The organism is Paenibacillus lacisediminis (genome assembly GCF_046567315.2).
The window spans coordinates 572,036-591,132 of record NZ_JBKIAX020000002.1; the positions used below are offsets into that span (position 1 = coordinate 572,036).

Annotated in this window: 13 protein-coding genes; 3 read left to right on the plus strand and 10 right to left on the minus strand. The window is 50.6% G+C overall.

Annotation, left to right across the window (positions count from 1 at the left end):
- Window positions 1–166 precede the first annotated feature (166 nt).
- Window positions 167–2,581, minus strand: a complete 2,415-nt coding sequence (locus tag ACLD72_RS05975) for a glycoside hydrolase family 31 protein (protein WP_458475616.1) — start codon at window positions 2,579–2,581, stop codon at window positions 167–169.
- Window positions 2,582–2,704: 123 nt separating this feature from the next.
- Here ACLD72_RS05975 and ACLD72_RS05980 point away from each other — a divergent pair, with 123 nt between their 5' ends.
- Entirely contained in the window at window positions 2,705–3,598 is an 894-nt protein-coding gene (locus ACLD72_RS05980) for a helix-turn-helix transcriptional regulator (RefSeq protein WP_251591643.1), read from the plus strand.
- A gap of 25 nt (window positions 3,599–3,623) precedes the next feature.
- Here the strand turns inward: ACLD72_RS05980 and ACLD72_RS05985 are convergent, their stop codons facing one another.
- From ACLD72_RS05985 to ACLD72_RS06025, 9 genes are all read right to left on the minus strand, one after another.
- The gene (locus ACLD72_RS05985; RefSeq protein WP_411001837.1) at window positions 3,624–5,270 is read right to left on the minus strand and encodes a response regulator; all 1,647 of its coding nucleotides are present in this window, start codon (window positions 5,268–5,270) and stop codon (window positions 3,624–3,626) included.
- Window positions 5,257–7,029: a sensor histidine kinase gene (locus tag ACLD72_RS05990; protein ID WP_411001762.1), complete on the minus strand. Its 1,773-nt coding sequence runs from the start codon at window positions 7,027–7,029 to the stop codon at window positions 5,257–5,259. The genes ACLD72_RS05985 and ACLD72_RS05990 overlap by 14 nt, the downstream gene beginning before the upstream one ends.
- 93 nt (window positions 7,030–7,122) lie before the next feature.
- Entirely contained in the window at window positions 7,123–8,043 is a 921-nt protein-coding gene (locus ACLD72_RS05995; RefSeq protein ID WP_411001761.1) for a carbohydrate ABC transporter permease, read from the minus strand.
- Between the two features lie 13 nt (window positions 8,044–8,056).
- Window positions 8,057–8,956, minus strand: a complete 900-nt coding sequence (locus ACLD72_RS06000; protein ID WP_411001760.1) for an ABC transporter permease — start codon at window positions 8,954–8,956, stop codon at window positions 8,057–8,059.
- Between the two features lie 71 nt (window positions 8,957–9,027).
- Complete coding sequence (locus ACLD72_RS06005) at window positions 9,028–10,755, minus strand: extracellular solute-binding protein (protein WP_411001836.1); 1,728 nt, start codon at window positions 10,753–10,755, stop codon at window positions 9,028–9,030.
- Window positions 10,756–10,976: 221 nt separating this feature from the next.
- Window positions 10,977–11,798: an alpha/beta hydrolase gene (locus tag ACLD72_RS06010; RefSeq protein ID WP_411001759.1), complete on the minus strand. Its 822-nt coding sequence runs from the start codon at window positions 11,796–11,798 to the stop codon at window positions 10,977–10,979.
- Window positions 11,799–11,828: 30 nt separating this feature from the next.
- A complete protein-coding gene (locus ACLD72_RS06015; RefSeq protein WP_411001758.1) occupies window positions 11,829–13,442 on the minus strand; it encodes a response regulator in 1,614 nt (537 codons plus the stop codon).
- A 22-nt stretch (window positions 13,443–13,464) separates the two neighbouring features.
- On the minus strand, window positions 13,465–15,207 hold the full coding sequence (locus ACLD72_RS06020; protein WP_251591648.1) for a sensor histidine kinase: 1,743 nt from the start codon (window positions 15,205–15,207) through the stop codon (window positions 13,465–13,467).
- An 80-nt stretch (window positions 15,208–15,287) separates the two neighbouring features.
- Window positions 15,288–16,964, minus strand: a complete 1,677-nt coding sequence (locus ACLD72_RS06025) for an extracellular solute-binding protein (RefSeq protein ID WP_411001757.1) — start codon at window positions 16,962–16,964, stop codon at window positions 15,288–15,290.
- 328 nt (window positions 16,965–17,292) lie between these two features.
- Between ACLD72_RS06025 and ACLD72_RS06030 the strand changes: the two genes are divergently transcribed.
- On the plus strand, window positions 17,293–18,150 hold the full coding sequence (locus ACLD72_RS06030) for an ABC transporter permease (protein ID WP_411001835.1): 858 nt from the start codon (window positions 17,293–17,295) through the stop codon (window positions 18,148–18,150).
- Window positions 18,151–18,173: 23 nt separating this feature from the next.
- The gene (locus ACLD72_RS06035) at window positions 18,174–19,052 is read left to right on the plus strand and encodes a carbohydrate ABC transporter permease (RefSeq protein WP_411001756.1); all 879 of its coding nucleotides are present in this window, start codon (window positions 18,174–18,176) and stop codon (window positions 19,050–19,052) included.
- The last annotated feature ends 45 nt before the right edge of the window (window positions 19,053–19,097 follow it).

Sequence of the window (19,097 nt, forward strand, 5' to 3'; positions counted from 1 at the left end):
TCAATATTATAGATTGACGCATTGGGATTTGTCTCATTGTATAATAACCAATCGTCATCATATTTTGACTTTCTGCGTATGCTCCAAGGGATCTAAAAACTTCGGCCGCCTTCATGCGAAGGCGACCGATAGGAAAAAGTCAGATGAAACGTCAACCAGGGTTGTTTCAAGAGTAAGGCCGACCGGCGACTACAGGATCACCCTGATAAGTAACGATGCTTTGACCGGAATTCCCGGCGATTTCAACTGCGAATTGTCTGTCCTCAGGCATACCGTCGTAACTGCCGATCCGCCCCCCAATCGTCAGCGTGCGGTCCGATTCGCACCAGCGCATTTCAATCGTGGAATAAGCACCCGCCTCGTAGTTATATGTATCCCCCTCATCTTCATAAAGCGTAAATACGGCATCTTTACCGGGGTATACTTTCAGGCGAATAACCGCTTCAGGCTGTTCATCCGCATATTGCACGTCCGGTCCGACAGGAATGATGGAGCCGGCACGGACAAAGAGCGGAAGCGTCTCCAAATCGGCTTTTGCTTCAATCGTTTGGCCGCCCTCGATTCGTTCGTCAGTCCAATAATCGTACCATTCGCCGGCCGGCAGGTAGACGCTGCGCGACTTGCTGACGCCTTGAAGTTCACGGGAACCGGGCCCGTAATACATCGCTGTCGTGACGGGCGCAACCAGGAAGGCCGGACCCAACATAAACTGGTCGTCAATATCGTGCACACGCGCATCCTCCCGATAATCGAAAGCCAGCGCCCGGAGCATCGTATAGCTATGATGCGCAACCGCCCCCGCAAGTGAATAAATGTATGGCAGCAGCCTGTACCGAAGCTTCAGATATTTCGCCAACGTATCGTAAAATGGTTCGCCCGGCTCGCCGAATTGCCAAATTTCCCTTGGCGTGTCCGTCCCGTGGGAACGGAACATCGGCAGACAAGCCCCCAATTGGAACCAGCGGACATACAGCTCGCGATACCCCAGATCTGCAACTCCATCGTTATAATCTCCGTTCCAGAACCATAGATCTTTATGGTTATGAACGAAAAACGCGCCGATATCCAGCGTCCAATATGGAGACCCCGCCGCACAAAAGTTAAGACCGTCCGCAATCTGCTTTCTAAGCGTCTCCCAGTTGGCAGATATATCGCCCGACCAAGTAACCGTGCCGTAACGATGCTGCCCGGCATAAGCGGAACGCGTCAAATTCACGACCCGCTTGCCGTCGGTTACGAAACGTTGTCCTTCATAGATGCCTTTGGAATGCAGCAGCGAATAGGCATTGATATACTCCGGATCGAGATAAAGCTTGGCTTCCCCCGTATTCATCAGCATTCGCTGTTCGGGCTCCGGCTTGACCGCCCCTTTCCAGTCCGCTTCGAACGGCTCGGAACAGTCGCACCACCATGCGTCTATCCCATGCGAGAACAGTCCGGAATGAGCTTGCTTCCAATACAATCGGCGGGCTTCATCCGTAAAAGCGTCATAGGTTGCCTGGTTGCCAAGCAGAAACCCATGTTCGCTCATTTCCCGATGATTCTCGCCGCCCTCTCTCATGATCGGCCAAATCGATACCATCAGCTTGGCGTTCAGCGCATGCAGCTTGCGCATCATTTCCGAAGGGTCCGGGAAACGCTGCGGATCAAGCGTCTTTTGTCCCCATAGCTCTCCCGTCCACGATTGCCAATCCAATACAATGCAATCGAGGGGCAACCCGCGGCCGCGATATTCCTGTACGGTATCGATCAATTCCTCCTGGGAAACGTAGCGTTCCTTCGATTGCACATAGCCGTAAGCCCATTTCGGCAGCATCGGCGCTTCGCCCGTCAAATAGCGAATCCCGGCGATGATCTGATCGAATTCCGGACCGTAAATAAAATAAAATTCCATTTCATCGTCGACGTCAGTCCAAATGTAAGAACCGAATGAGTCGTCATGAAAACTCATGTACGAATAGGAATCCACCAAAATTCCATAACCTCTTGTAGATAAAAGGGCCGGGATAACTGCCTTCATATTTTGCTGATACAAATATTGATGTTTACCCCGAAGATTCATCATCCCTTCTTCATGCGAGCCAAGCCCATACAGCGCCTCGTCAGCCTGCGATTCGAACTCCAGCTTCGTATGATAGGCCAGCCTGTCGAAAATGCGGTTCATCCCTTCCGCCCTAGCGCGGAACCCGTCCGCCCCATGATCCGTATCAACCCCGCCCTCCGAAGCATCGAAGATCGTGCGGTAAACTTCGGTGCGCTCGAGCGTTTTTCCGCCTCTGGACGGTTCTGCCGCGAGCAGACTGCCGCTAGAATCCCAATAGCTGAATGCGCAAGTTGATTTGTCCACCCTTACCTTAAGCAGCTCGGTCGAGATTTCCAGATGGCCCGGCTGATCTGCAATCTTCAATTGCATATCCCGTCTTTCCGGCCGATTCACAACCATAAGGCTCTGTTTCCCGCTGAACTCCGAATCCAAAGTATAACGGATTCTGGCAATCCCGGGTGTGCAAAATGCGATCTGCATGATTCCGTCAGAGGTGTTTAACGTAACGCCGTTCGATTCGGTATGAAAATGAGTCAACCTCAAAGCTATCGCTACCCTTCCCCATGGATTTGATAATATAATGATATTATTGCTAATCCCATCATATCTAGCAGATAATTGCGAATTATCCGCACTATATTACGATTTCCAGGAGGGTGTATGTTCGAGCATCGTTACCGGGAAAACAAGCCGCACGGCGTTCCCGATTTTCCGCTGTATATATACAAGGTGGAGCATCAAGCCGGGGTTCTTTCCATCCTTCCCATCCATTGGCATAATGAGATGGAAATCATCTATCTGGCCCGAGGAACGGCCACGTTCCGAATCGAAAGCCGGGAGTTCGCCATTCGGGAGGGAGAAGCGCTCGTCGTTCACCCGGGCGAACTCCATTCGGGAATTAACGATCATGATGCAGGGATATGCTATTACTCCATCGTGTTCAAATTATCCTGGCTGTCTTCGCTCCAAGCGGATCGAATCCAGGAGCTGTTCCTCGGGCCGATCCTGCAGGGGACAGCCAGGCTGCCTGCCTTGTTGTCCGCTCCCGCAGGGACGCCTCCCGAATTGCTGGACTATATACGGCAGCTTCTGACCCGCTTCGAGCAGCGGTCGCCCGCTTACGAATTGAGCTTGAAAGGCCTCCTGCTGCTGCTGATTGCGGATGTTTGCCGGCACGGATTGATGGAAAAAAACGACGATCAAGGAAAACGCCACGCATATGAATATAACCGGCAAATCAAAAAGGTGCTGGCTTATATGGAAGAGCACTCCCATGAAAAGCTTGAGTTGGATCAACTGGCTGCCGTAGTGTCCCTTAGCCGTTCCCATTTTTGCAAATTTTTCAAAACGCAGACCGGAATGCGGCCGATGGAATATGTGAATTTTATCCGGATCAATAAAGCCGCGGGCTTGCTGCGCAGCGGATCGTACAATGTTCTGGAAGCCGCGCTGGAGTCCGGCTACCAGCATGTCAGTTACTTTTCCAAATGGTTCAGGTTTTATATGAATATGACGCCTTCGGAATACAAGGCCTGCTATGCTTCCGGACTTTAAAAGGCAACTTTAGAAAGCGTCAAAATCACAAAAAGGACCCGTCGCCGCTTTGCGAGCCGGTGCGATATTCCTGCGGCGTTAAGCCGGTCCATTTTTTAAAAAACCGGGTAAAGGATTGCGGCATTTCGTATCCGATCAACCAACCGACCTCGGCCACCTTCAACTCGTCCTTCCTCAGCAGCTCCTTCGCTTTGCGGATTCGGAGCTCATCGATATATTCCGATAGATTGACACCCCGTTCCTGCTTGAACAGCCTGGACAAATAGGAGGGATTGAAATGGAATTCATCCGCCAGTCTCACAAGGGACAGATCTTCGCTGATGTTATGTTCAATGTACAAGCACATTTTATCGATTGCGCCGGCCGCCCTCTTCTGCTCTCCGCTTTGCCGGAGCGAAAACAGAACCTCGGCCGCGCCTTTCAAAAACTCCAAGGCTTCTCTCCAGGAATGATAGTCCTCCAGCCGCATCAGGCCAAACGAACCGATCCCGCGAACTTCCCAGCGATTGATGTAAGACAGCAGCACAAGCGCAATGGTGTAACAAAGCTCCGTCAGATTGGGGTCTTCCCTCCCGTGTTCGTAAGCTGCCGGCTCGGCCAATTCGTCGAACAGCCTCATGAATTCCTTTCTTCTTCCTGCTTCCAAATGCGCGGCTAACGCTTCGGATTTATCGCGCAATGACCGGCTGCGGATCGAGGCGGACGCCGGGGCGTCCTCATTGGGAAACACCTTTTGGACCATTCGCGTTCCGTCCCCGGTCCGATCATGCTGGTGCCGCCTCATTTTGTCGTAAACGGCGGGAAGTCCTTCCCAGGCGAACGCTTCGCCGCTTAGCGTAACGGCAACCGTCGTATCGAGCGACTCCAGGCAGGTTTGCTGAATCAGCTCAAATGTCCCTTCCAAATACATAACCGTCTGTTCGAAAGCGTCCGTTCTTTCCCCATCGATAAGCCGCTTGGGCTGAAAAAGCCAAATCAGATCGCCGTATCGATCAATGACACCGATGCTGTTCGTCCGCTCCGCCAAAAACGCCTCCGCCAGAAACTTAACCGCAAGTGCCGTCTCCTGCCGATCGGCATACGATGGGGACGCCCCCGCCGTTCCGGCATGCGTTAAATTGCCAAGCGCGATCAGGACCGGCAGAGACGCGTCCAGCGGTATCTGCAGCCGCTGGAAATCTTCCGCCAGTACCCGTTCGAAGAGGACGTCGTGGAATAACAGATTTCGAAAATAGTCCCCATGCGCAAGCGTCTCAAGCGTATGCAGCTGCTCTTTCGACCGCCGGATCAGATCGTTCGCACGCAAGGTATCCGCCAATTCCTGAAGCGCTCGCTCAACGGCTGCGATCAATTTCGGATAACCTTCGTTCTTCAGCACATATTGCACGTCCGGCGCTTGAATCGCCTGATAGACATAGTTGAAGTCGCTATGCCCCGTCAGAAAAACAATTTTGCACTGCGGCCAGTTGAGACGTATGGCTTCCATCAGTTCCAGGCCGTCCATACCGGGCATGCAGATATCGGACAAGACGATATCGACTCTGGTCCGGTTTAACAAGTCCAGCGCTTCTTGGCCGGAATACGCCTTGTACAGATCGAGGTCGAGGTTCAGCTTTCCGAAAATATCCGCCAAGCCATCCGTAATGATCTCTTCGTCGTCAACGATCAGCATTCTGTACACCTGACCGGTCACCTCCATCGGCAAGAAGGATCGTTACCCTAAGCCCTCCAAGCTCGCTCCGTTCCGTTTGCAATCCGCTATCCTCCCCGAATGTGATGCGAATTCGGCGATGAATGTTGACCATCCCCGTGGTCTCGGCCTGATCCCGGACATCGTGCAATGCTATCCGTATCCGTTCCAACGCTTCATCCGCCAAGCGGTCTCCGTTATCCTCCACGATAATTCGGACCTGGCTGCTCGCCTTCTCGAAACGGACGGCGATCAAGCCGTTCTTGACCTTTTTTTCAAGGCTGTGCTTGAATGCGTTTTCAATGATTGGTTGAACGATCAACCGGGGCACGGGAATCGACCGCAGCTCATCGGGCAGCGGATCGAAACGGACCTGAATCCTTCTGGAAAACCGCAACTCCTGTATTTCCGCATACATTCTCGCATGATGAATTTCCTGTTCCAAAGCAACCAGGTCGGAAGCATTCCTCGTCACAAACTCGAAATACTCCCCGAGCAGCGTCGTAAACTGTTCGATGCGTTCCGTGTCCCCCGTCTTGGCCATCGTATTCAGGATAAAAAAACTGTTATATAAAAAGTGCGGGTTGATTTGCGATTGCAGCTGCTTCAGCTCCGCTCGCTGAGCCATGATTTTTTGCTTATAGACTTGATCGATCAAGGAACGCAAATTCTCCACCATCTGGTTAAACCGGCCGTACAAGTACCGAAACTCGTCTTTGGATTCATGGGCGATATAAATGCTCAGATCCCCTTGCTCCATCCTCCTGAAGCTTTTAACGAGCGTCAGCATAGGCTTGTGAATGAACTTATAGGTAGACAACGCAAAAGCGGCAAAAATCCCCAATGCACAGGCGGCAAATACCCATGCCCATTTGTAAAACTTGCTCAACGGCTTCCGCACGACCTGATCGGGAATGAAACGGTAGATCGACAATCCCAGGTCCGCAGAGTGCGCCTGGACGGCGTAATACCGGTTCCCCGCAATAAGCAGCTTGGCCGTTTTGCCCGCTACGGCCGCCGGCCGGATTTCCTGAACATAAAAGGGGGCGCCGGCTTTCGGCAATTCCCCCGTTCCGCTCGCCAAAGCCACCTTGGCGCTGTCCGACAGCAGCAGCGTGCCGCTGCCGGGATAGGTGTTGAATTGGGCCAGCGCCTCCTGAAGCTTTTGCGGATCCAGCTCGATCTCGACCGTAAACAACGGCTCCGCCCCCTTGGTTCCCCGCTGTTTCATCGCGCCTAGGAACAGTCCGCCATTCCATTCGATGACCTGGGAACCGCCGCCAAATACAGAGCGGATTTCGCGGTAGCGCTCAGCTTCGAACCCGCGCACTCCGCCCAGAGCCGACATCGTTCGATCGATCGTCGCGATATGAACGCTCACGTCCTTGATATACATGCTGCTGTTTTGGACGGTGTACAGCCGTTTCATCAGCGAATTCATATTCTCCGTACGGTCGATCGTCGCCATCGTTTCCCAGGCGAGGGCGAGTTCGTTCAGGTTATCGTCCTCCAGCAGGCTGAACTGCAATAGCTTTATACGCTCGATCTCATTTTCCAGGTCGGTCAAATAGAATGCAGTTTGCGCGGCAGCCGTTTTGGTAATGTCCGCGCTTGCGGTTTGCACGACCCAATGGTACAGATAAACCGCGGATAACAAAATAGGCAGCATGATCAGCAGAAAAGTGATGATCAACCGTAGAAATATCGTATTTCGCAGCGAAAAGTCCTGCCTTAAAAACAAAGCCGATGCCTCCAGCCATTTTTTCTCAATTATAGCCCGAAACCGAAGAGACAACCAGACATTCGAACCAGCTCTATGCAATTAATCGCACATTCATCCTTTGACACTGCCCAAAACGATACCTTTTACGAAATATTTCTGCAAGAATGGATACGCCAAAATAATCGGGAGTGAACCGAGGAAAATCTGCGACGATTTCAACGTCCGATCGGAAATAAGCGCCAGGTTGAGCATATCGTCTCTCGACATATTCGACAGGTTTTGCTGGATCACGATGGTTTGAATATAGCTTTGCAGCGGATAATTGGACGGGTTGCCCATCAGCAGCAGACCATCGAACCAGCTGTTCCAATGCTCGACCATGGAAAACAAGGCCAGTGTGGCAAGCGCGGGCTTGGAGATCGGCACGAAGATCGCCCACATCGTCCTCCAGTGGCTCGCTCCGTCAATGAGCGCCGCTTCTTCCAGCTCCTTCGGAATCTCCCGGAAAAAGTTAAGCAGCAGCACGACGCTGAATACAGGAACCGCGCCTGGCAGAATAAGCGCCCAGATCGAATCGAGCAGCCCGTATTCTTTAATCGTCGAATACCAGGGAATCAGTCCCCCGTTGAACAGCATCGTAATAAAAAAGAGCCACGCATACAGGCTGCGAAACCGAAAAGCATGCGACTCTTTGGCCAGCGGATAAGCGACCAAGATGGTCAAAAGCAGGTTAAGCGGAGTTCCCAAGCCAATCCGCGTCAGAGACACGAGCATCGCTTGCCAGAATTCGTTGCGGCTCGCCGTATACATGTAAGAGGCGAATGTGAAATCGACGGGCCACAACCTCACGTACCCCGCCGAGGCTGCCGCGCTCGAACTGAAAGAAACCGCTATGATATGAATCAAGGGCAAGACGCAAATGAGTGAAATCAAGATAAGAATAACGGCATTGACCAGAGGAAACCATTCAAACCGTTTTCCCTGCCGGATGCGGGCAAACCCTGCCGGTTTTGGCGCCAACCTTTGCTCCAAAGTTCTCCCTCCTCTAAAAAATCCGATATTTCGCAACCCGGTAGGCAAAGAAATAGGAGCCGGAAATCAGCGTGAACGATACGACCGATTTGAATAAACCGACCGCCGTCGCTACCCCGTACTGCGCGTCAAGCAAGCCGATCCGGTACACGAACGTATCCAAAATATCGCCGCTCTCGTAAACTTGCGGACTGTATAAATTAAACACTTGATCAAACCCGGCGTTCAGCAACTGCCCCAGGCTTAACACCGACAGCAGCACGATCACCATGCGCATTCCCGGAATCGTGATATGCCACATTTTGTGCCAGCGATTGGCGCCGTCCATGGTCGCCGCTTCGTACAGTCCCGGATCGATGCCCGTGATTGCCGCCAAATATACGATTGTCCCGTAGCCGAAGTTTTTCCAAATGTCCGAAGCGATCAGCGTGAAGGGAAACCAGTCGTTGTCGCCGAGGAAAAAGATCTTCGAAATCCCAAATAATCCGAGGAATTCATTAACGATCCCTCCGGAAGGGGAAAGAATATCGATCAGAATGCCGCCCAGCACGACCCAGGATAAAAAATAGGGTAAATAAATCGCGGTTTGCACGGACCGTTTGATCAGATTATTTTTCAATTCGTTTAAAAGAATCGCAAAAATGATCGGAACCACGAGCCCTAATATAAGCTTAAAGCTGGAAATAAAAAGGGTGTTCCATAAAACCTGGGTGAAATTCGGCAAGTTCATGACATACTCGAAATTGTCCCAGCCGACCCACTTCTGCTCGCCGAACAAGCCTTTGGCGGGAATAAACTTTTGAAACGCAATCATAACGCCAGCCATCGGGATATACGAAAATAACACGATCAACATTAGTCCCGGCAGTATCATTAAATGAAGCGGCAATTCTCTTCGCCATTTCGCTCTCATTTTCATCCTCCACATCGGTGAGCAAGAGTAGGGCTGAGGGAGAGCAAAAGCCCCCCTCCGGCCCGGAATCGTTACTTCGTAGTTTCATACCATTCGTTGACTTCCTGGGTAATTTGGTCCCCGCCAAGCTTTTTCCAATCGGCCACGAACTGGTCGAATTTATCGATGGGATCCCCTAATATGATCTTGACGAACACCTCGTTTTGCAGCTTTTCGAGCGTCGCTTTGCGCTCCACCATGGTTGGAGTCGGGGCGCCAACAAATTTTTCACGCAGAAACTGATTGTTTTTGTCGTATTGATCAGCGATTCCCATGGAGCCTGCTTCTCCATAAATCCGTTCCCAGCCCCATAACGCGAACCCTTCCGATGATCCCGACGCGTAGGCTTCCAGTTTTTCCTGAATCGTCTTGGCCTCCCCGGTCAGTGTGGAGAAATCACCGGCTTTGCGCGCGGCATCAATCGCCCGGAAGGCGTCTACGTTTTTCTTAACCGGATACGGCGTAACGGGCGAGAGCTGCCATACGCTTTCGGCCTCCGGCGGCGCAAAATACTTATCGAACTCCGCAGTCTCGCCCCAGTTTTTCTCCAGATGCAAATTGAACATTTTGATCACCGCTTCAGGATGAGCGGCTCCCTTCTTAACGGCGAAGAAACGGGTAGTGCTGAATTTAAGCGGCACTTTCGGCGTCTCGCCCGACTCCGATACGATCGGGAAAGCCTGCCATTGCGCGTTCGGATCATTATCGCGGTTAAGCTGAAGCGGCCATATAGAATTCCATTGCTCGCCGTACTCCATCCCGATCTTTCCGGCGGAGATCTGTTCGGACACCTTGCCCCCGTCTTTGACCCCGAATTCCTGATCGATCTGGCCGTTTTTGGCCATATCCTGCAACACCTGAAGCGCCTTTTTCACTTCCGGCTGAGTGCTGCCAAACACGAGTTTGCCCGAGGCGTCTTCCACCCAAATGTTGGGGTAGGCATCGTATCCGGCCATAAAACCTTCAAGTCCCATCGCCCCGCCCCATAAATCTTTCGTCACGCCAAGACCGAAGGTATCCTTCTTGCCATTCCCGTCCGGATCGCCCTCCGTAAACGCTTTCGAAATCGCCAGCACGTCGGCCATCGTTTTCGGCGGCTTCAAGCCTAATTTATCCAGCCAATCGGTACGAATCCAAATGTACATCGCCCGTTCCATGGAAGATTCCAGCTGGGGAACCGCCATCAACTTTCCGTCGAACGTAGCGGCATCGAACACACTTGTTCCTTCTTCCGAGAGAACTTTTTTCGTAAAAGGAGACGCGTACTTTTCGTATAACTCCGTCATGTCCTCGATTTGGTCGGAATCGGCCAATTGCTTGAGCTGCGTGGCATTCACCGGGATGACGTCCGGCAAGTCGCCGGAAGCCAAAGTAACGTTGATTTTCTGCAGATATTGATCGGAAGTCGGGCTGCCCTTGACGACCCAGTCGTATTTGATCCTGATGCCAAGCTCGTCCTCGTACAATTGGGTCCAGCGATTGTTGTCGATCGTTTCGCCCTTCAGCACGCCAAGCACATTGTTCTCCACAACATCGCTCAAATCTCTGACAAATGATACTTCGATCGCCGGATCGTATTTGCCGAGCGGGCCGTCATCCGCGGCGGAGGTCTGGTTCTGGTTATCCTTTGAAGCTCCGCCAGGATCCCCGTTTGCCCCGTTCCCGCCCCCGCCCCCGCCCGAGCATGCGGCAAGCATAAGCGAAGCCAGCACTAATACGGAGAGACCTTTTAACCACACTGAGCTGTTTTTGCTTCTCATTTTCATTTGCATCCCCCAGTTCGATTGAATTTGCCTTCCATTTGGTTACGCTTTCATTATGCAATGGCGCACATTTCGCGACAACGTTCATCTTTTTACTTTACTTCTCCTTCATTTACCAACTCCACTTGAGGGCCTTGATTATGCCTGGGCTGATAAACGTAAAAACCAACCGGAAATCCCGGTTGGCCTATACAAGCATATAGCGCTTCCTTACGGTATCACGGCAGCATTGACGTGGCCGATGCAGGATCGGCGATGGCCCATTCAATAGCCGGCCCGATATATTTATTCCAGAAATTCCAGTCGTGCGCCCCTGCGCTCTCTACATAGAGATGAGGGATATCCTTTTGATTTAAATAATCATGGAACCGCCGGTTTACGTCAAGCAAAAAATCTTGGGAACCACAGGCCATGTAGATGCCGGGGATGGAAGCTCCCGTTTCCTTCAGTTGCTTGACAAGCGCTTCCGGATCTTTGTCGCTTCCCTGCAGGCGATCCAGATCGCCGAAAACACTCGTATAGTAATTGTAGTCAGCGATGGCGTCCTTGAAGCCGGGGGCAAGGCCAGCAATTTTGTAAGGGATAAGCGCCGACGACAGGGCAATGACCCGGCCAAACCGGCCAGCATACTTCAGTCCGTTTCGAATCGCCCCGTATCCTCCCATGGATAATCCGCCGATAAGTGTATCTTCCCGGTTCCTGGACAACGGAAACATGGAGCGGGTAAATTCAACCAGTTCATTGCCCAAGAATTCCCCGTAAAGCTGGCCCTTATCCTCATCGTCCAGATAAAAGTGATTCTCCCCCGAGGGCATAAATACGGCTATTTTATATTTGTCCGACAATTCCCGAATCCGCGAAAAAACAATCCAGTCCGTATGGTTGCCGGAATATCCGTGCAACAGATACAACGCCTTCAATGGCCGGATTTCCTCTTCAGCGGACTGACCAAGCGGCGGGCAGCCCAAAGGAACCAACGCGCTAAGCGAAACTTCTCTTCTCATGCACTTTGAAAAAAACTGGATATTTAACATTGCCATGATTTTGTTCCTCCTCGTCTTTTGTCAAAATTACCGGCTCATCGCGTCGCGGTACTCCTGTGGAGACATATTGTACTGCCTTCGGAATAGCTTGCTGAAATACTGCGGGTTTTGATATCGCAGCTCACCGGAAATTTCGTAGATTTTTTTGTCCGAATACTTCAGCAAATAGGCCGCCGCCTCCATTTTCAACCGGAAAATATACTCCGTGATGCTCTCACCCGTTTCCAGCTTATACACTCTTGATACGTAGGCGGGATTCAGATTGACGCACTCCGCAATCATGTGGGCAGTGAGGTCGGTGTATAAGCGTTCCTGAATGAAGGCCTGAATTTTACCGATCATCATTTGCCGGTTGTCCTTTCGGCCTTTCTCGCTTTCCTCGATAATTTTATCCAGTATTTTAAAGGTCCACTCCCGCAACGCCTTCACCGTAGTCATCCGGCTCGTATCGAGTATGCGATGATCATTGCCCATCAGCTCAAAGAAGCGCCAGCCGTTCTTGTGCACAATATAGGTAAAAGCCCCGGATATCACGAAAAATGCCTCCATGATGTGCTCATAGGAATCGGACCAGCGCGCCTCAAGCTCATCTATAACCCGGCCGACCTTCTCCCGAAAAGCGTCCCAGCGAGCGGTTTCCAGCAGTACGTTCAGCAGTGGAGGCTCATACAAGCGCTCCACGATGCTCGACTCTGCGAAGGTGATCGAATCCATGGTGATGACCAGTTCATCCTCGCTGCCAGCCAGTTGCCTCAATGTCCCCAGACTGTTGCGGTAGGTGGCGGAGAGTTTCTCCGGGAAAACAAACCAGGAACTGACCAGAATGGATATGCTGCCCTTCAGGTACATCTGCACGCTGCGCTGCATTTCACCCGCCTTGAGTTCCAATAAAGTGTTCTTATCTTGTGCGTCCTGTAGGTGCTTCAGCTTGACCAGCATCGTTAAGTAGTCGTGCTGATCTTTGCCGATCCAAATCCAAAACTGGTCGGCAAAAATTTCCGCCGCGATATTTCCGACAGCGTATTCCATCAGGGAAAGGGTGTGGTAATCATATTCGGCGAAAGTCCCTTCCATGCGAATAAGCAGCAGAGCGAGAGAATCCCCCGTGCAAAACGGCATTTCGAGAAGGGCCATCTTTTCCTGCAACGACTTGGCGTCGATCTTCTTCCCTTGAAGCAAGTCTTGCAGCAGGTTGCTTTTCAAGAGCGGAAGGTTCTCTTTAATGGTGGAAACCGCTTGTTGATAGGAAGCGATCCGCCCCCATTCCTCCTTCAAACCGGCGATAATTTGCGTTACCGCGGCCTCCAATTCCTCGGTCTCGACAGGCTTCAGCAAGTAATCCGCCGCCTTGAATTTAATTGCCTGTTTGGCGTAATCGAAATCCGAAAACCCGGTCAGCAAAATACATTTAACCCTTTTCCATCTATCGTGAATGATTTCGATCAGTTCGATTCCCGTCATCTCGGGCATTTTAATATCCGCTATAACAATATCAACCTGGGACGAATTTAAAATATCCAGCGCTTGCTCTCCCGAATAAGCCTTGTACACGGTTGAAACGGCCATCCTGCTCCAGTCCGTTGTTTCCGCAAGACTTTCCACCAAGTGCTCCTCATCATCAACAATCAACACACAATACATACGTAATCCCTCCTGCTGTAAATTAACCTTCGCCAGGCTCGTCCCATCGGATCGTGACGCGAACGCCTCCCAGCTCCGAACGCGAGAAGGTCAGACCGCTGCCTTCTCCATATTTGATATTCAGCCGCTGGTGCACATTCCACAGACCGCAGCCCATCTCTTCGTATAGCGGCGTCTCGAGCTTTCGGGTAAGGCTCTCCATCTCCTCGCCGGTCATCCCGAATCCATCCTCTTCCACATGAATCTGACAAACCCTATCCTTCATTTCCCCTGTTATCCGGAGCATAGAGGAAGTTTTCTTCTGCTCAATACCGTGAATGATGGCGTTTTCCACGATAGGCTGAAGTATAAGCCGCGGAATCGACAGCTGCTTCATGGCAGCGGGAATTTCGATCCGATAATCCAGCCTGCTCATCCGCAGCTTGTATATTTCCAGGTAGCTGTGAATCAAGTCAAGCTCCTCTTGCAGCTTGATCGTCTGGTTCTCTACCCGCGTGGTTTTCCGGTAATATTTGCTTAAGTGGTAGGACATCGCGATGACGGAGTCGTGGTCCTGCAGCTTCGCCATGCTGTTGATATACGCAAGACAATTGTATAAAAAATGCGGGTTAATCTGGGATTGCAATTGTTTCAGAACGGCCTCCCTGGAATGGATTTTCTCCTTGTATACATTTTCAATCAGTTCTTCAATTTGCATGGCCATATAATTGTAGCGCTCGAGCAAAAAACGGAACTCGCTTTTGGGCCGAATGGAGATCCGGTAGGAAAAATCTCCGTTCTTGATCCGGTTCACCGCATAGATCAACTGCTGAATCGGCAGCTTCACCTGCCGGTATATAAAAGTGATCGCTACGATAACCAGCAGCAACAGCAGCCCGGTCGAGCTGTAAAAAATGTCCCGGTTTGTAATGATTGGCCCCAGTACTTCCGCTTCCGGGATGTAATCGATCAAATACCAGCCCAATTGTTTGGACTTCACGTAAAAAACTTTGTATTTCTTACCATCCAGTGTCTTTGTCAGTTCGCCTTTCTCCCGGTTCTGCGGGATGGAAATGTCCGCGATCAGCGCCCGCACCTTGCCCCGATCCGACGAGGCGTTATATAGAATCGAATCACCGCCGAGAGACGGGCTGTAGAAAAAGGGATCCTGATTCCCGTCTTCAACCTTGTAGCGATTCAGCATATGTTCAATATTGGTGACTGGAAATTGCATTTCCAAAATGAATTTTGTTTCCTCGTTGCCGCCCGCTTTATGGAAAGGGTCGAACAGCGTGTAGGAAAAAACCGCGTTTGGTTTGCCTTTGCCGATAAAATTCCAGCCTTGGCCATGCTTCATCACTTCTTTAAGAAATGCCTGTTTATTATTCGTCGTATTGGTCGAAATCAACTGATCGAGACTTGTTGAATACAAGCTCAATTCATTGGGCCAAACACTTGAAGTGCTTTGAAGCACCAGCTTCGTTTCCACCCGTTGAATTATGCTGATCTGGTCAAGGTCCATCAGCTTGCTGGACAGATAAATGCTTTGAAACTCCCGAATATCGGGGTCCTGGTTCAACATAATGGGAAAGGTGGCGAGCTTGCTGGCATTGGTATCGATTTCATTCACCAGAAAGGACAGTTGGTTCAAATTATAGTTTGTAATCTGCTCCTTCAGTAAGGCCATCGTATTGCGGTGGCTGTTGGAATACAAATACACAACCGGGATCAGAAAGAGGAAAAATAATGCAATAAATTTATTAAAGAAATTCCATCTGCTTGTCATCCTATTTCTCCTCTCGGCTTCGACAATAAAGGAAACCATAGGGCGAATTCGGCCCTATGGTTTAAACCTCCCTTGATATTTTACTTCACCGACTGATACCATTCATTAACCTCTTTGGTCATGTCGTCTCCACCGGACGACTTCCATTCTTCTACGAATTTATCAAATTGTTCGGGGCCAACTTTGCCGTAAATAATCTTCGAGAACACGTCCCCTTCCAGCTTTTTGAGATATTCCTGTCTCTTCCTCATCGTTGGCGTTTGGCGGGTTTGAAACATATTGGGAACAGCCAAATCCTTTTGGTCCATCACGATTTTGGCCGCATCGAGCATCGCCTTCGGCGTTCCTTCCGCAGTGATCTTCTCGAACGGAGTCGCCGGCGGCTCGCCGCCGGCCAATTTGGCCATGGTCTTCATGTTCAGGGACGGAATTCTGGCTCCGTCAAAGGTCAGGGTATATTTGTACGCTGGAGCGCCGCCGCCCGGCACCTTCGTTTCATCCACCCATTTGCCGTCCACAAAGTCGTAGTCGTAACCTTTAAATGTTCCGAATTCAAACTCGCTGCCTGCTTTCCTTTCGGCGTAATTGTCATACCAGTAATTTTGGTACGTGAAAAAGACTTCCGGATGTTTCATATTTTTATTGATCAGGACTACCCCGTTCCGGACGGGAGTGGAGTGGCGGCCGCCTTTGCCATCGGAGCCTGTCGGCAGTGGGTAAGCCTTAAACTCCGCCCCCTTTACGTTTTTGTTCAAATCTGCTAGCGGCCACGAAACCATCCAATACGGGCCGGCGATCATCCCCGCTTTTCCGGATACAAACGACTCGGTTGCCTTGCTTTCGTCCCAAAGCGGAAACTCCGTTGGAATGTACCCTTTCTCCTTCCATTCTTTCAGCTTAACGAGTCCTTCCTTGACGCCGGGCTGAACGGAACCAAATTCCAGATTCCCTTCACTGTTCAGATTCCATTGGTTCGGCATGGCGCCGTAAGCGCCGAAGAGCCAGCTGACATCGGACATCCATGTATTAAACGCGTTTTTCGTTCCAAGCGTCAATCCCCAGGTATCCTTTTGACCGTTTCCGTCCGGGTCTTGATTGACGAAGGCATCCATGATTTTCTCGACATCTTCAATCGTTTTCGGAGCCTGCAGATTGAGCTTTTTCATCCAGTCCTCGCGAATCCACAGCACCGGATCCGAATTGTAAGCGTAGTCCAAAATCGGAATGCCGTATTTTTTTCCTTCCTTGATATATCGATACCATACCGTTGGATCCTCATTCATGGCGTTTTTCCAAGTTTCGGAAGCGTACTTGTCGAACAGTTCTCCGACCTCCATAAACTTGCCGGAGTCCATGAGCGCGTCGACAATATCCGAATCCTCGCGCATGGCGATGATGTCCGGCATCTCCTCATCGGAGGACAGGGCCAGGCGAAGTTTGGTAGCAAACGCATCGTTCGTATTCGTCACGGTCCAATTGTATTTGATTTTAATACCGAGCTTTTCTTCCGCCCACCTGGTGTGGACGTTGTTTTCAATCGTCTCGCCGTTCTTGAACGTTACATCCGCGTTTACGCCGCGAATGGTGGTAATCGTTACCGGCGGATCGTATTTGCCGTCGACCAGCTTCAGCGTTTCCTGATCCGGCTGATTAGACGGCCCGTTTCCGCTGTTTTTGCCGCCCGAGCAACCACTCACAAGCGTGAAGGTCAATGCCGATGTCAATATGACGGCCGCGCACTGTTTAATCGCTTTCATTTTTTTCATCCCCCTGTAAGAAAATCTTGTAAATACACCATTTATTGTAGATGAGCCCTCGTAAACTTAAAATGGCTGCTTTTTTACCTTAATGGAACATTTTTTAGATTTCGCCCTCTTTGTAAAATTCGTGCCCGTTGGGTAAACAGGCTGCCATATCTCGCTTTTTTGCGCTCAAGTATAATAGGGCCACAAGCGTAAGCCTTTACAATTAGAAAGGAGAATGATTATGGCGTCTGTTATTGAACCGGCACCCCAAAGCCCGCAGCGCACGGACGTTTCGCGGCCGCGCACAAAGATCCGCAAAAGCGGTTCTATCTTTCATTTCATGCTGCTCCCGGCGGTAATTTTAACCATTATTTTTGCTTACGTGCCCATGTTCGGAGTGATCATGGCATTCCAGGATTTTAAACCTTGGCTTGGTTTTACCGGCTCACCCTGGGTCGGCCTGGAACATTTCAGATTCATGTTCGAGAGGGAAGACAGTATACAGGTTATCATTAATACGCTCATTATTTCTGTTCTGAAGATCACGATAGGTATGATCGTGCCTATTATATTTGCCGTCCTGCTCAATGAAATCAGACTGATAGCCTTCAAACGGGTGGTGCAGACGATGGTCTATCTTCCCCATTTCCTGTCATGGGTTATCCTAGGCGGGATACTGATTGATCTTCTGTCCCCTGAAGGCGGCCTGGTGAATCAGTCGCTCGCGGCATTTGGTATCAAGCCGATCTTCTTTCTAGGAGATGGAAACTGGTTCCGGGTTACGATAGTTGTTTCTGATATTTGGAAGGAGTTTGGTTTCTCCACGATCGTATACCTGGCCGCGCTGTCGGGCATTAACCCTTCACTCTATGAAGCGGCGGAAATCGATGGTGCTTCACGCTGGAAGCAAACCCTGCACATTACGCTTCCGGGTCTATTGCCAATTACGATCGTCGTCGGAACGCTCGCGCTAGGCAACATTTTGAATGCGGGCTTTGACCAGATATTCAACCTGTACAATCCGCTCGTTTACGACAAAGGCGATATTATCGATACCTTCGTCTACCGCATGGCTATCTTAAACGGTGAAATGAGCTTCGGAACGGCCGTCGGCTTGTTCAAATCCGCGATCGGCGCCGTGCTGATTATTACCGCCTATCGTTTGGCTTACAAATACGCCAATTACAGAATTTTTTAAAGATTCGAGGAGGTGAAGATGTTATGTATCATAAAACGCTGTCCTATCGCGTGTTTAATGTATTCAACCATGTTTTTTTAGCGCTCCTGTCCCTGCTTTGCACCATTCCTCTGATTCACGTCCTGGCCGTTTCTTTCAGCGGAAAAGCCGCGGCAAGCGCGAATAAGGTCGGTTTATGGCCGGTCGACTTCACCCTTGACGCTTATGAAAAAACATTGGGCAATGAAAACTTCATTCAAGCATTTATCATTTCCGTGGAGAGAGTCGTCTTGGGGACATCCCTCAGCATGTTGGTCATATTCCTGGCCGCCTACGCCCTGTCCAAGGATGAAAAGGTCTTTCGCGGAAGAAACATTTATTCCTGGTTTTTCGTGTTCACGATGTTGTTCTCCGGCGGGATGGTTCCCATGTACATTCTAATGCAAAAAATCCATTTGATGAACACCATTTGGGCCTTGATTATTCCCGGACTGGTAAACGTATGGAATATGATCCTGTTGCTTAATTTCTTCCGGGGGGTCCCGAAGGAACTGGAAGAGGCATCCCTCATCGATGGGGCCGGTCACTTGACAACCCTGTTCCGTATTTTCCTGCCGCTTTCCATGCCGGCCATAGCCACCTTGTCTCTTTTCACCTTGGTCGGTCAGTGGAATGACTGGTTCTCGGGGCTTCTCTATATATCGGATTACAAGAAGTATCCGCTCGCGACCTTTCTGCAAACGATCCTCGTTCAACAGGATATGAGCAAAATGAATGTGGACCCGAAATTGCTTGAAAACATTTCCCAGCGTACGGTCAAGGCCGCCCAAATATTTATCGGCGCCGTACCTGTGCTGCTGATCTATCCTTTTCTCCAAAAGTACTTTGTTAAAGGCATTGTGCTGGGGGCGGTTAAAGAATAGAGTGAACCGCATGATACTGTACAAGCGCCAAAAAGCCGAGCTAAA

Excerpts from the sequence above, each read along its gene's own strand:
- ACLD72_RS05980 (WP_251591643.1), top strand. The coding sequence starts at position 2,705 with ATGTTCGAGCATCGTTACCGGGAAAACAAGCCGCACGGCGTTCCCGAT.
- ACLD72_RS05985 (WP_411001837.1), bottom strand. The coding sequence starts at position 5,270 with ATGCTGATCGTTGACGACGAAGAGATCATTACGGATGGCTTGGCGGAT.
- ACLD72_RS06000 (WP_411001760.1), bottom strand. The coding sequence starts at position 8,956 with ATGAGAGCGAAATGGCGAAGAGAATTGCCGCTTCATTTAATGATACTG.
- ACLD72_RS06005 (WP_411001836.1), bottom strand. The coding sequence starts at position 10,755 with ATGAGAAGCAAAAACAGCTCAGTGTGGTTAAAAGGTCTCTCCGTATTA.
- ACLD72_RS06010 (WP_411001759.1), bottom strand. The coding sequence starts at position 11,798 with ATGGCAATGTTAAATATCCAGTTTTTTTCAAAGTGCATGAGAAGAGAA.
- ACLD72_RS06015 (WP_411001758.1), bottom strand. The coding sequence starts at position 13,442 with ATGTATTGTGTGTTGATTGTTGATGATGAGGAGCACTTGGTGGAAAGT.
- ACLD72_RS06020 (WP_251591648.1), bottom strand. The coding sequence starts at position 15,207 with ATGACAAGCAGATGGAATTTCTTTAATAAATTTATTGCATTATTTTTC.
- ACLD72_RS06025 (WP_411001757.1), bottom strand. The coding sequence starts at position 16,964 with ATGAAAGCGATTAAACAGTGCGCGGCCGTCATATTGACATCGGCATTG.
- ACLD72_RS06030 (WP_411001835.1), top strand. The coding sequence starts at position 17,293 with ATGCTGCTCCCGGCGGTAATTTTAACCATTATTTTTGCTTACGTGCCC.
- ACLD72_RS06035 (WP_411001756.1), top strand. The coding sequence starts at position 18,174 with ATGTATCATAAAACGCTGTCCTATCGCGTGTTTAATGTATTCAACCAT.